General features: G+C 22.9%; 13 protein-coding genes. 5 read left to right on the top strand and 8 right to left on the bottom strand.

Going from position 1 to position 14843, the window contains the following annotated elements:
- Nucleotides 1-25: 25 nt before the first annotated feature.
- Nucleotides 26-769: a Nif3-like dinuclear metal center hexameric protein gene (locus D9V67_RS01535; RefSeq protein ID WP_158359436.1), complete on the bottom strand. Its 744-nt coding sequence runs from the start codon at nt 767-769 to the stop codon at nt 26-28.
- A gap of 13 nt (nt 770-782) precedes the next feature.
- Nucleotides 783-2216 carry a deoxyribodipyrimidine photo-lyase gene (gene phrB / locus D9V67_RS01530; RefSeq protein ID WP_158359433.1) on the bottom strand — a complete coding sequence of 478 codons (1434 nt, stop codon included), beginning with the start codon at nt 2214-2216 and terminating at the stop codon, nt 783-785.
- A gap of 186 nt (nt 2217-2402) precedes the next feature.
- Between phrB and fldA the strand changes: the two genes are divergently transcribed.
- Entirely contained in the window at nt 2403-2924 is a 522-nt protein-coding gene (gene fldA / locus D9V67_RS01525) for a flavodoxin FldA (RefSeq protein ID WP_158359431.1), read from the top strand.
- A gap of 104 nt (nt 2925-3028) precedes the next feature.
- Entirely contained in the window at nt 3029-3817 is a 789-nt protein-coding gene (queF, locus tag D9V67_RS01520) for an NADPH-dependent 7-cyano-7-deazaguanine reductase QueF (RefSeq protein WP_158359429.1), read from the top strand.
- Nucleotides 3818-3936: 119 nt separating this feature from the next.
- Here queF and gap read toward each other — a convergent pair whose 3' ends face one another.
- The 5 genes from gap to D9V67_RS01500 form a co-directional block, all read right to left on the bottom strand.
- Nucleotides 3937-4935, bottom strand: coding sequence for a type I glyceraldehyde-3-phosphate dehydrogenase (gene gap / locus D9V67_RS01515; RefSeq protein WP_158359427.1), 999 nt, complete (start codon nt 4933-4935; stop codon nt 3937-3939).
- Between the two features lie 94 nt (nt 4936-5029).
- Nucleotides 5030-5593: an FtsX-like permease family protein gene (locus tag D9V67_RS03235; protein ID WP_261979667.1), complete on the bottom strand. Its 564-nt coding sequence runs from the start codon at nt 5591-5593 to the stop codon at nt 5030-5032.
- A 263-nt stretch (nt 5594-5856) separates the two neighbouring features.
- A complete protein-coding gene (locus tag D9V67_RS03230; RefSeq protein WP_261979666.1) occupies nt 5857-6243 on the bottom strand; it encodes a hypothetical protein in 387 nt (128 codons plus the stop codon).
- Nucleotides 6244-6272: 29 nt separating this feature from the next.
- The gene (lolD, locus tag D9V67_RS01505) at nt 6273-6950 is read right to left on the bottom strand and encodes a lipoprotein-releasing ABC transporter ATP-binding protein LolD (RefSeq protein WP_158359424.1); all 678 of its coding nucleotides are present in this window, start codon (nt 6948-6950) and stop codon (nt 6273-6275) included.
- Nucleotides 6943-8118, bottom strand: coding sequence for an FtsX-like permease family protein (locus tag D9V67_RS01500; RefSeq protein WP_158359422.1), 1176 nt, complete (start codon nt 8116-8118; stop codon nt 6943-6945). The genes lolD and D9V67_RS01500 overlap by 8 nt, the downstream gene beginning before the upstream one ends.
- A 544-nt stretch (nt 8119-8662) precedes the next feature.
- On the opposite strand from D9V67_RS01500, the gene mfd reads away from it, so the two are divergent.
- Together mfd and pgl are read left to right on the top strand one after the other, a co-directional pair.
- Nucleotides 8663-11140 carry a transcription-repair coupling factor gene (gene mfd / locus D9V67_RS01495; RefSeq protein WP_261979665.1) on the top strand — a complete coding sequence of 826 codons (2478 nt, stop codon included), beginning with the start codon at nt 8663-8665 and terminating at the stop codon, nt 11138-11140.
- A gap of 82 nt (nt 11141-11222) precedes the next feature.
- The gene (pgl, locus tag D9V67_RS01490) at nt 11223-12233 is read left to right on the top strand and encodes a 6-phosphogluconolactonase (RefSeq protein WP_158359420.1); all 1011 of its coding nucleotides are present in this window, start codon (nt 11223-11225) and stop codon (nt 12231-12233) included.
- 26 nt (nt 12234-12259) lie between these two features.
- Here pgl and bioA read toward each other — a convergent pair whose 3' ends face one another.
- Entirely contained in the window at nt 12260-13555 is a 1296-nt protein-coding gene (gene bioA / locus D9V67_RS01485; protein WP_158360084.1) for an adenosylmethionine--8-amino-7-oxononanoate transaminase, read from the bottom strand.
- Between the two features lie 80 nt (nt 13556-13635).
- Between bioA and bioB the strand changes: the two genes are divergently transcribed.
- Complete coding sequence (bioB, locus tag D9V67_RS01480) at nt 13636-14667, top strand: biotin synthase BioB (RefSeq protein ID WP_158359418.1); 1032 nt, start codon at nt 13636-13638, stop codon at nt 14665-14667.
- Nucleotides 14668-14843 lie beyond the last annotated feature (176 nt).

Below are 14843 nucleotides of genomic sequence, written 5' to 3'. Positions count from 1 at the left end.
CATCTGATTTTTTATTTTTCGATAATTATGCTGGATTATAAATATCAATAAAATTAACATCTAAATTGTATTTAATATATAACCATTCTCCTAAAGATTTAATACCATCTTTTTCAGTGATATGATGACCTAAAGCAAAAAAATGTATACCTAATTCTTTAGCAATATGAGTAGTTTCTTCTGAAATTTCACCTGTTAAAAAAGCATCTATTCCAAATGCATATGCTTCTTTAATAAAACTTTGTCCTTTACCACTGCACCAAGCAATACGTTTAATGTAAAGAGGTGCATTTTTATATACATGTATAGGATATTTTTTATATTTTTTTTCTATTTTTTTTGCAAAATCAACACCAGTTATTTTATCTTCTATAATACCCCAAAATACATAAGGTAAAATATGACCTTTAATAAAAATATTTAATTTTTTAGCTATTTGTGCATTATTGCCTAATTCAGAATGAATATCTAAAGGTAAGTGCCAACTATATAAATTAATATCATTAGAGAGTATAGTTTTTAATCTATTTCTTTTCATATTATGTATATATTGAGATTCATTTTTCCAAAAGTAACCATGATGTACTATTATTGCATCAGCATGATATAATAGTGATTCATCTATTAAATCTTGACAAGCAGTGACTCCAGTAATAATTTTTTTTACTATTTTAGAACCTTCAATTTGCAAACCATTAGGAACTATATCAGTATATTTTTGAGATGATAATTTTTTATTAATAATTTCTTCTAAAACAAAATTTTTCATAAATTTTTTATACCTATTTTTTAAAAGATAATCGTGCTTTATTAAATATTAATAGAGCCTTTTTTCTACTATCGTTATAATTTATTATTGGAGCAGGATAATCTATTTTATAATGATTTCGATGAGACCATTCTTGCGGTTGATGAATATACTGGTTAGGTACATGTCTTAACTCTGGGATAAATTTTTTTATAAACATACCTAATTTATCAATTTTTTTTGATTGATTGCATGGATTAAAAATTCTTATATAAGGTACAGAGTCACTACCAACAGATGCACACCACTGCCAGCCTCCATTATTTAATGCTAGATCTCCATCAATTAAATGAGACATAAAATATTTTTCCCCTTCTCTCCAATTAATTAAAAGATTTTTTACTAAAAAGCTTGCTGTAATCATTCTTAATCGATTATGCATCCAACCTAGTTTGTTTAATTGTCTCATTCCAGCATCTACTATAGGAAAACCAGTATTTCCTTCCTTCCAAGCATTCAAATATTTTATATTAGTACTCCAATCAATATTTTTTTCCCATAGTGATAATGATTGATATCTACTGATTTTTGGAAAAGCGATTAATAAATGATAATAAAATTCACGCCATAATATTTGATTCAACCAAGATGAAGAGTATAAAATATTTAATGAAATATTTTTTTGTTCTTTTAAGAACTTTATAAGACAGTGCCGAGATGATATTATTCCTAAAGATAGATAAGGAGATAACATACTTGTACTATCTAAAAAAGGAAAATTTCTTTTTAATAAATAATCATTTGCTTTATATTTACAAAAAATTTTTAATCTATTAATAGCTGCTATTTCTCCAATAGGAAAAATTTTTTTATTGAAGTTAAGATTTATTTTTTCAGAAGAAAAAAAATGAGAACAAGAATTTTTATTTAATTTTCTTTTAGAGGGAATAGGAAAACATAAAGGTATATTATACTGTAAATTTTCTATTATTTTTTTTTTAAAAAAAGAAAAAACTTTATATGTTTGATTTTTTTTATTTTTTATGTATTGGCCTGAAACTAAAAGTTTGTCATGAAAACCTTTTACAACAACTCCTTGTTGAGATAATTGTTTTTTTACTAAACAATCTCTATTACGTTCATTATTTTCATATTCATAATGATAGAATAAATTATTTATTTTATGTTGAGAACAAAAATACATTAAATATTCGATAGATTTTAAAAAATTAGTAGATTCATAATAATGTAAAATAATATTTAATTTTAATAATTCTTTTTTTAAAGAGATTAAATGGTAGTAAAGAAAAGATATTTTTTTACTAGACATAAAATGATTACTCCATTGCTCAGGAGTAGCAATAAACAAAGCTATTACTTGATCTTCATCAGATTTACATGCTTCATTTAAAGCTGTATGATCATATAAACGAAGATCATTTCGAAACCAAATTAAATTTTTTTGCATAATATTTTAATTTTTTTATTTTGTTAAAAAATTTTAATTTTTATTAATATAATAAAAACGTTTTTTAAATAGTTTTAATATAAAATCTTTTAAAAATTATATTTTTCTATATATCAATAAAATATAGATATTTATACATTAACATATTATTTGTTTTTAATAATATATTTATTATAGGCGGCTAAAATGAAAAAAATAGGTATTTTTTTTGGAAGTGATACTGGAAACACAGAGAAAATAGCAAAATTAATACAACAATGTATAGGTGAAAAAATTGCTACATTATATGATATTTGTAATACTTCTAAACAAGATATGGAATCTTTTAATTTTTTAATATTAGGAATACCTACTTGGTACTATGGTGAAGTACAATGTGATTGGGATGATTTTCTACCTATTCTGAAAAAAATTAATTTTTCAAATAAAACTGTAGCATTATTTGGATGTGGTGATCAAGAAGATTATGGTGAATATTTTTGTGATGCAATAGGAGTAATATATAATATATTAAAAAAAAATAATGCTAATATAATTGGAAAATGGTCTACAAAAGAATATAATTTTGACAATTCTAAAGCTTTATTAAATAAAGATTATTTTTTCGGATTAGTTTTAGATGAAGATCGTCAATCAGATAAAACTAAATTAAGAGTTGTAGAGTGGATAAAAAAAATTCTTCCTAATATTATTCTCAATGTAACATAAAATATATATACTTTCTTTAAAAGAATCATATTATTTTTTAAAGATAATTATATAAAAAATATTTTTTATACTAATATTTAAAAAAATAAATAAAAAGAAAAAATATGAACTCTCAAATAGATCATTTTAGTTTATTAAAAAGTATTCCTCGTGACAAACATCGTAAGATGATTGAATTAAATTATATCCATTTGCCTTTTATTGGAAAAGATATTTGGACATTATATGAATTATCATGGTTGAACAGAAACGGATTACCCCAAATAGCCATTGCTAGAGTAGAAGTTAATGTGACTAGTAAAAATATTTTTGAATCTAAAAGTTTGAAAATTTATATAAATAGTTTTCATCAAATTAAATTTGATCATCATACAACATTAGTTAAGACTTTAGAACTAGATCTTATAAAATGTGTGTGTGGAGAAGTCTCTATAAAATTATTTAATTTAAATGAGATTAAAAATCAAAAAATATCAGAATTCTATGGAATGTGTATAGATAATCAAGATATTCAAGTTACATCTTATAAATATAATCCGTTATTACTTATTAATTCTTCTAATAATGAAATAGTAGAAGAATCTTTATATAGTCATTTATTAAAATCTAATTGTCCAATTACTAAACAACCTGATTGGGCATCAATACAAATTATATATTCTGGTCAAAAAATTAATCATGCTGCATTGCTATTTTATTTAATTTCTTTTCGTAGTTGTAATGAATTTCATGAAGAGTGCATTGAAAGAATTTTTAATGATATTGAAAATATCTGTAAACCTAAAAAACTGAGCGTATATGCAAGATATACACGTAGAGGTGGTATTGATATTAATCCATGGCGTAGCAATACTCCTTTTTCCCCATGTCTTATTAGAATGGCTAGACAATAAAAATAGAATGTTTTTTAAAATATAAATAGCAGTATTAAATGAAATATTCAATACTGCTATTTATTTGAGATAAAAAAATAAAACATATTCTCATTATATAATTAAAATATAAAAAAATATTATATTTTAGCTACTAAAGATACTAGATCAAGAACTTTACTAGAATAACCTGTTTCATTATCATACCAAGATATTAATTTAACAAAATTTTTATTTAAACATAAACCTGCTTTAGCATCAAATATAGAAGTTAATTCTTGACCGTTAAAATCTGAAGATACTACTTCATCTTCAGTATATCCTATAATATCTCGCATTTCTTCTTGAGAAGCGTATTTAATTATCTCACATATTTCTTTATATGTAGCTGTTTTTTTATATCGTACTGTTAAATCTACTACAGATATATTTGATACAGGTACTCTAAATGCTATACCAGTTAATTTACCATTTAAGTTAGGTAAAACTTTTCCTACAGCAATAGCTGCTCCAGTAGATGATGGAATAATGTTTTGTAATACTCCTCTACCACCTCTCCAGTCTTTAGAAGATGCACTATCAACAATTTTTTGAGTAGCTGTACTAGCGTGAACAGTAGTCATTAAACCTTCTATAATGCCTAATTCATCATCTATAACTTTAGATAAAGGAGCTAAACAATTAGTAGTACATGAAGCATTTGATACAATATTTTCTCCTTTATATTGATCAAAATTAGCTCCTCTAACAAACATAGGAATACCATCTTTAGATGGTCCTGTTATAACTACTTTTTTTGATCCAGCTAAAATATGTTTATAAGCAGTATCTTTCGTTAAAAAAAGACCTGTTGATTCAATAACAACATCAATAGATAAGTTACCCCACATTAATTTTTCAGGATCTTTTATTGCAGTAATTCTGATAGTTTGACCATCTATAGTAATAGATTCTTTTCCAACTTTAATATTCTTTCTAAACATTCCATGAGTAGAATCATATTTTAACATATAAGCTATATATTCAGGACTTAATAAGTCATTAATAGCTATAATTTCAATATCTGAACGTTTTTGAGCTAATCGAAATAATACACGTCCAATACGACCAAATCCATTAATTCCAACTTTAATAGTCATTTTTTCCTCTTTTTAAAATATAGCATTTCTAAAATTGAAAATATTTTATTTTAATATATATTATTATTATTTAATTAATGAAATATAAATCATGTTAGTATTCTTTTAATATTTTACTAGGATTAATTTTTGAAGCGTAATATGCTGGATACCAATTTGCTATTATTCCTATTATTATAGTAGTCGTAAATATTATTATTATGTCTGAAATATTTAGTTTCAATATTAAAAAATGATGATAATAGATATTATCTAATAGTATATTATCCTTAAAGTATTTATTTAACAAAAATACTATATTTTCAAAATTTAAAACTGTTATGATACCTGTGATTAAACCAATAAAAGCTCCAACGATTACAGAACGTAATCCATAATATACAAAAATTATTTGAATAAGAAACTTAGTAGCGCCCATAGTACGTAAAATAGCAATTTCTTGTGTTTTTTTAGATATAGTCATAATTGAAATAGATGTAATGCTAAAAGACGAAATAATTGTTAGTAAAAATAGTATAAAATATATCATGACTTTCATTTTTTTGATGTCGTCGTATATATATTTATAACTATTAATCCAACTATATGTAAAAAGAGGAGTATCTATTTTTTTTATTACCTTTTTAAGAATTTCATTAGCATTAAAAGGATTAGACATATGTAATTCAATTGCATTAATGTTATCTTTTATATTAAAAAATTTTTGAAAAAATTCAAAAGGTATATATGCTACATTTGTATCTAAAAATCCGTTTGACTCAAATATATCTTTTATTTTAAAAGAAAAATTTTGTAAATGTGAATTAAAAAAAAGTAATTTAATTGAATCATTTTTTTTAATTAATAAATCATTTGCTAAATAAGATGAAATAATAATTTGATATTTATAGTTTTTTTGTCCAAAATCACTTTTATTGTTTATTAAAGAAATTTTTTTTTTAAATATTCAATATTACTAAAACTTTTAATTTCAATCAGTTTGATTTCATTATTAATTATTAAAAATCCATTAGCTATAATATAAGGCTCACAATAGGTAATTTCTGGAAATAAAAATAATTTTTTAATTACATCTTGCCATTTTAATGATGTTTTATCAGTGAACTGAATAATTCCATGAGGTAAAGTTGATAAAATTTTTTTATTCAAAAATATTTGAAAACCGTTAAATGCACTAAAACTTATAAGTAATGCAAAAACACTAATAGATATTCCCATCTTAGATAAAATGGAAATAAATAATACCATATAACTTTTGTCTTTTTTTAAACCTAATCGTTTTACAATTAGCAAAGGTAAAAAATTCATTGAATATTTCTTTTTTATATTAATTTTTATTATTTAAATAATTGACCACTTTTCATTTTCAATAAAATAGGTATTTTTTTTATTAAAGTAGTATCATGAGTAACAATTAAGAAAGTAGTATTAAAATCACTATTTAATTTTAATATTAAATTAAAAATAACATCAGTATTATATTGGTCTAAATTTCCAGTAGGTTCATCTGCTATTATTAACGAAGGATTATTTACAAAAGCTCGAGCAATAGCAACACGTTGTCTTTCACCACCAGATAATTCAGAAGGATATTTTTTTATTTTATGTTCTAAATGTACTTTTTTTAATATTTCATACGAAATTGCTTCAGATTCTTTCTTTTTTTTATGATTAATTAGAAGAGGTATTGCAACATTTTCTAATACATTAAAATCTAACATTAAATGATGGAATTGATAAACAAAACCGATTTCTTGATTTCTAAATTTTGATATTTCATTAGATGACATAAAATTTAATGCTTTTCCATTAAACAATATAGATCCAGATGTAGGTTTATCTAAACCGGCAATTAGATGTAATAATGTAGTTTTACCAGATCCTGATTTTCCGATAATAGCAGCTACTTCTCCTTTATTTAACTCAAATGATATTTTTTCTATAATATTATAAATAAGATCTCCATCTTGATAAGATTTTGTTAAATTAATACATTTTATAATGATATTATTCATTAGATAAAATCCTAGATGGTTGTATTTTTATAGCATTCCAAGCTGGATAAAATGTTGCAAAAATTGTAATGAATATTGATATTATATTAATAAAAAAAATTTGAAATGGCATCATAATTATTGGAATATTCATACTATTAAAAACGACTTGAATGAAAGACTGTAAGCAATTATTTTCTATTATTAATACAATGCTGACAATTGTACCAATTGTACTTCCAATAATAGAAATACTTGATCCTAGTGTAATAAATATTAACATAATCTTCCAATCTGATAATCCTTGTGATTTTAAAATTGCAATAGTATTTGTTTTTTCTATTGTATAAATAGAAAGAGTTATAAAAATATTAAAAATAGCTACCAATAGAACTAATATAAATAAAAATATCATCATGTATTTTTCAATTCTTATAGCTTTAAAGAAATTACCTTTTTGTAATGTCCAATCATATAATATTAAAGGATGTACTATTTTTTTTATCTCCTGAAAATTCAAAGATAATGGTTTTTTTAACCATACTCGCCAACCAGTAATATAATTTTTAGAATAGTTTAAAAAATGCATGCTATCTTTTTTATTAATTAATATTTGATAATAATCAATTTCATTTTGAGTAGAAAATATACTAATTATTTTAAATACTTGTTCTTTTATATTTTTTGATAAAAGAATAATTTTAATTTCATCACCAATATGTATATCAAGTTTTTTAGCTAATTCTTTTCCTATAATTGCATTATATTTATCTGGTTTTAATAGATCTAAGATATTTTTTATATGATAGTTACCTATATTTTTATCATTATTAATATCGATACCAACTATTTGACCTGTAGTGATGTTATTCTTATTTTTAATAAGGATATCTTTATTAATAAAATCAGAAATTTTTTTAATGCTATTCAATTTTAAAATATTTTTAGGAAATTCTGATTTATTAACATATTTATTTTTATTCGTAATAATTAAATGTGGAATAAAAGATAAAATATTTTTTTCAAAATTTTTTTCACATCCATTCATAATAGATATTATAATAATAAGAGAAAAAACACTGATGCTAATACCCATAATAGATAAAAGAATAAGAAATTTTTTAAATTTTGGTAAATGAGAATTCCATAGATAACGCAAACCAATAAATATATATATAGGATGATACATTATTTTTTTTCTTAAATTAAATAAGTTGAAAATAAAAAAATTTAAAATATTTCATAAATAAATTAACATGGAATAATCATGAATTTTAATTTTTTAAAGTATTATTAGTATAATAAATTTTATTTTTATTCGTATAAAAATATTATTTTCTATTAAATATATTATCTTTTTTACTCTATTTTATAGTTTTATTTAAATAAATTTTATTTCATTTAAAAACTAATATAATTTTAGTTAAAAAAATAGATATTATTAACTGTATTTAAAATTAAATAACAACTTATTTCGAAATTATTAATGAAGTTTTATCTTATATATAATTAATATTTAATCAATTTATTTTTTGAAAGTATTGAAATATAAAAATATTTATAGAAAAATGTATAAAAAAGTCAAATTTGATATTTAATATAATTTACCATCGCTATAATACACTTACATTAACACGTTTATTTTTTAAAAAATATATATGATTTTATCTAAATAACTGTTTTTAAAATATAAAAATAGATATAATATTAAAATTTTAACTAAAAAGATATTAATGAAAAATAAAGATAAATTACTTTCTTTACAGAAAGATTCTTTTATGCCAATTATAGATGATTATATTTTAAAAAATAAAAAAATTATTAATTTGACATGCAAACAGTTGCCTCATGTATTTAAAAATGTCGACAATCAAGAAAAAATAAAAAAATTATTATCTTTTATTCATTCATTTTCAGGAAAAATAATATTTTGTTTAAATAAAAAAGAATATATACAAAAAATTTTAAAAGTATTAATAGAAAATAAAATCTATCCTCAATATATAGAAAAAATAATTGATATTAATAAAGAAAGTAATTTTTTTTATACGAATAGTAAATTAAAAAATGGATTTTTTGATAAAAAAAATAATATTTTATTTATTTGTACGAAAGATTTATTACCAATAATTACTCAAAATACATCTATTGCAACAATTATAGACAATACTCACATACAAAAAAACAATTTATCTCAACTGATTTTTAATCATCCTATTATACATGTTGAGCATGGTATTGGACGATATCAAGGATTAACAACAATAAAAACTGCGAGTATTAAATCTGAATATTTAATAATTTCATATGCAGAAGAAGACAAGTTATATTTACCTGTGTCATCTCTTCATCTTATTTCCCCTTATACAGAAACATCAATAGAACATGCTCCTCTTCATAAATTAGGAGGTGATGAATGGAATAAACAAAAACAAAAAATCAGTAAAACTTTATATGATCATGCTGCACAATTATTAGATATTTATGCTAATAGAGCATCTATAGAAGGTTTTTCATTTAAAAAAAATGAAGAAAAATATCAAATATTCTCTAAAGATTGTTTATTTCAAATTACACCAGATCAAGATCAAGTAATAAAATCTGTATTAAAAGATATGTATAAATCCACTCCTATGGATCGTTTAATTTGTGGCGATGTAGGTTTTGGAAAAACAGAAATTGCAATGAGATCTGCTTTTTTATCTGTATCTAATAAAAAACAAGTAGCAGTTTTAGTCCCAACTACATTGTTAGCTCAACAGCATTATGAAAATTTTAAAAAACGCTTTTCTAATTGGTCTTTTTACATTGATTTAATATCTAGATTTCAAAATCAAAAACAACAAAATTTACTTCTTCAACATACTAAAAATGGTAAAATTGATATTTTAATAGGAACTCATAAATTATTATTAAAAGAGATAGAATGGTATGATCTTGGTTTACTAATTATTGATGAAGAACATAGATTTGGTGTTAATCATAAAGAAATTATCAAAAAAAAATACTCTAATATTGATATATTAACTTTAACAGCTACACCTATTCCTCGTACTTTAAATATGGCTATGACTGGTATAAAAGATTTATCAATTATAGAAAAACCGCCTGCTCAAAGATTAGCAGTAAAAACTTATATTCAAGAATACAGTTCTACATTAGTCAGAAACACTATTTTACGAGAAATATTACGTGGTGGTCAAGTCTATTACGTATATAACAAAGTTAAAAATATTATAAATATTGCTGAAAGATTATCAAAATTAATTCCCGAAGCTAATATTAAAATAGGTCATGGACAAATGAGTAACATTGATTTACAAAAAGTTATGAATGAGTTTTATAACAATAAATTTAATGTTTTAATTTGTACTACAATTATTGAAAGTGGTATTGATATTCCAAGAGCAAATACAATTATTATTGAAAACTCTGATCATTTTGGATTATCTCAACTTCATCAACTACGGGGTCGAATTGGTAGATCACGCTATCAAGCATATGCTTTATTCCTAGTGAATAATTTTAATAAAATGACTATTAATGCAAAAAAAAGATTAGAAGCTATTTCATCAGTTAATAATTTTGGAGGAGGGTTTTCTCTTTCTAATCAAGATCTTGAAATTAGAGGAATAGGAGAAATATTAGGTAAAGAGCAAAGTGGACACATGAAAAACATAGGTTTTTCTTTATATATGAAATTATTACGTAATGCCATTGACCTATTAAAAACTGGAGAACATTTATCTATTGATAAATTATTAAAAAAACCATTGGAAGTGGAACTATATGTATCTTCTTTATTACCTGATAACTATATTGTAGATGTTAATACAAGATTATTTTTTTATAAAAAAATTTTTAATGCTGAAAATGAAAACAACATAGAACAAATAAAAAATGAATTAATCTATCAATTTGGACCATTACCTGATTTTTCTAAAAATTTAATTATAATTGCTAAAATTCGATTAATAGCATATAAAATAGGTATAAAACGTATTAAATCTAATAAAAAAATAGGCATTATAGAATTTAATAATAAGAATTCAATTAATACTCAATATCTATTAAAAATATTTCAAGATGAACCTAATACTTGGAAAATGAAAAATTCAACAACACTACAATTTATTTGGCATCCAAATGATGATTATTTACGTCTAATTTGGATCAAAAATATATTATATAATTTAAGTAAACAATCATGATTAAAAAATATTTTTAATTAAAATTTATTATCATATAAAGAATTTATATGACATAATTATCAAAAAATATTAAAGGAATTATATGAAAGAAGTTGTATATATTGCAAATTCAGTTAGTGAAAATATAGAAGTATGGAATTTATATAAAAATGGAGAAATGAATCTCATACAAACAGTTATAACAGATGGTCAAGTGCAACCTCTTAAAATTATTAAGAGTAAAAATTTGTTATACGCTGGTATTCGTCCTAATAATAGAATTATTACATACTGTATTGATGATAATGGTTTTTTGAAAAAAAAAAGTGAAAGTTTTATTCCTGGAAATCCAAATTATATTTCTTTAAACTATACTAAAGAATTTTTATTTTGCAGCTCATACAATTCTAATTGTATTAGTGTTAGCCCGCTAAATAAATATGGTATTCCTCAAAATCCAATACAAATTATTTATAATATAGAAGGTTGCCATTCTGCTAAAATAAATTATAAATACAATATTTTATTTGTTATGTCTTTAAAGGAAGATACCATTTATCTATATCATTTAACAGATCATGGAATATTAAAAAATACTGAACAGAAATTATTACATACTAAAAAAAACTCTGGACCACGTCATATTATATTTCATCCAAATAAAGATTTTATTTATACTATAAATGAACTTAATGGAACTATAGATGTATGGAGAATAAATAAAAAAAATAACATTATACAAGTAGAAAATATACAAAACATTAATATATTAAATAATGTACTTTCAGATCGCTATTGGTCTTCTGATATTCATATCACACAATGTGGTCGTTTTTTATATGCTTCTGATCGATTTTTAAATATTATTTCTTTATTTCATATTGATCAAAAGAATTATAACATTACTTTTTTTGAAAGTTATCCAACAGTAGAACAACCCCGATCTTTTTCTATCAATGATAATAATACATATTTAATAGTAACTGGAGAAAAATCTAATACATTTATTTTATATAGTATTTCTCAGATAAATGGAACATTAAAAAAAATTAATATCTATAATACTAGTACGAATCCAATATGGATACTTATGCATACAATTAACAAAAATTAATATATTTTTAAAATTTTTTTCTAATTTTAACTATTTAATATAAATAATGACTTATTATCTAAAGCTTCAATTATAACATTGGTCAGCTTATTTAATTGATCAGGATTAATAATATAAGGTGGTACAATATAGATTAACTTTTTAAATGGTCGAATCCATACACCATTGTCAACAAAAAATTTTTGAATTAAAAACATATTTACTAAATGAGAACATTCCACTACACCAATAGCGCCTAATATACGTACATCAATAACATAAGGATGATTAATTAAAGGTAATAAATTTTGAGATAATTGTTTTTCAATTTTATCTACTTGTGTTTTCCATTGATTGGTTTTTAAAATTTTTATATTCGCGTTTGCAACAGCACATGCTAAAGGATTTGCCATATAAGTTGGGCCATGCATAAAACAACCCACTTCACTCATACTGATAGTATTAGCAATATGTCGTGATGTTAAAGTGGCAGCTAAAGTTATTGTTCCACCAGTAATAGATTTTCCTAAACATAATATATCTGGTGTAACATCAGCATGTTCGAAAGCAAAAAGTCTTCCAGTACGACCAAAACCTGTTGCAATTTCATCAAAAATAAGTGGAATATGATGATCATTACATAAAGTTTTTATTTTTTTTAAATATGTAGGATGATAAAAATTCATTCCTCCTACACCTTGTACTATAGGTTCTAATATAACTCCTGCTATTTTTAATGAGTTTTCTTCTATTATTTTTTTGAAAGATATAAGATCGTTTTTCTGCCATTTTTTATGAAAAGAAGACACTGGTGCATCTGCAAATAAATTATTTGGTAATAAATTGTTATATATTTTATGAAAAGAATTTTTAGGATCAGAAACTGACATAGCAGCAAAAGTATCACCATGATATCCATTTCGAATAGTTAAAAATTGTTTTCTTTTTTGACCTAATGATTGCCAATATTGTATTAACATTTTTATTGCTACTTCGATAGCTACTGATCCAGAATCAGAAAGGAAAATACATTCTAATTTTTTTGGTGTTAATGCAATTAATTGTCGACAAAGTGCGATAGCAGGAGGATGTGTAATTCCTCCAAACATAACATGAGACATTTTTTTTATTTGCTTCTTTAACGCTCGATTTAAAAAAGGATGGTTATAACCGTGTATTGCAGACCACCATGAAGACATGCCATCTATTATATTTTTTTTATTTTTGAGTTTTAAATAAACCCCTTTAGCAGATATAACAGAATAAGAAGGAATCGGATTAATCATCGGTGAATAAGGATGCCAAATATGTTTATAATCAAAAATTGTATCAGATTGACTCATCATTATTTATATATCAAAATATTCAATGATCTAGTATAAACCTTTAATACAACAAAATCATAATTTTTTTTGGAGATAATATGAAAAAAAAATGGACTCTAGAAGAAACAAAAAAACTTTTTAAAAAACCATTTTTTGATCTTATGTTTCAAGCTCAAAAAAAACACAGGGAATATTTTAATCCAAATATACTACAAATTAGTACACTCCTTTCAATAAAAACAGGTGCATGCCCAGAAGATTGTAAATACTGTCCACAAAGTGCTAGGTATAAAACAGGCTTAAAAAAAGAACCGTTATTAGAGATAGAAACAATTATTAATGCTGCAAAAAAAGCAAAAGCTTCAGGTTCTAGTCGATTTTGTATGGGTGCAGCTTGGAAAAATCCTCAAGAAAAAGATATACCTTATTTAGAAAAAATTATTAAAGAAATAAAATTAATGGGTATGGAAACTTGTATGACTTTGGGTACTTTAAATAGTTTACAAGCAAAAAAATTAGCTAATGCAGGATTAGATTTTTATAATCATAATTTGGATACATCGCGTAATTTTTACAGTAATGTTGTTACTACACGAACATACCAAGAACGACTAGATACTTTAAATATAGTTCGCAATGCTGGTATGAAAATTTGCTCTGGTGGTATCATGGGTTTAGGAGAGAAAGTACAAGATCGAATGGAATTATTAATGGAATTATCTAATTTATCTGTTCAACCAGAAAGTATCCCTATTAATATGTTAGTTAAAATTCCCGGAACACCTATGGAAAATAATGAAAATATAGAACCATTCGAATTCATTAGAATTATTGCTGCTGCTCGTATTATGATGCCACAATCTTATATTAGATTATCTGCTGGCCGTCAAAATATGAATGATCAAACTCAAGCAATGTGTTTTATGGCTGGAGCAAATTCTATTTTTTATGGATGTAAGTTACTAACTGCAGGAAATCCAGAAGAAGAAATTGATTTGAAGTTGTTAAAAAAATTAAATTTAAATCCTGAGTACATAAAACAAAATATATCAGAAAAAAATAAATATAATTCTATTATGAATTCATCAAAAATTAAAAATAATAAATATTATAATGCAGCAATATCATAATATAAAAAAATATATTATTAAGTAATTTTATTTTTTAAACCAAAATATGTATTTAATAAATATTTTATTTTAGAATAATATAATTTATATTATATCATCTAGAGTAACTCAATATTATAGTTATGTGCTATTTTATAAAATACACAAAACTAAATTTATTGAGTTACTCAATCATA

Source organism: Buchnera aphidicola (Brachycaudus cardui) (assembly GCF_005081945.1).
In the GTDB taxonomy this organism is placed as follows: domain Bacteria; phylum Pseudomonadota; class Gammaproteobacteria; order Enterobacterales; family Enterobacteriaceae; genus Buchnera; species Buchnera aphidicola_AN.
This window is presented reverse-complemented; position numbering and strand designations above follow the sequence as displayed.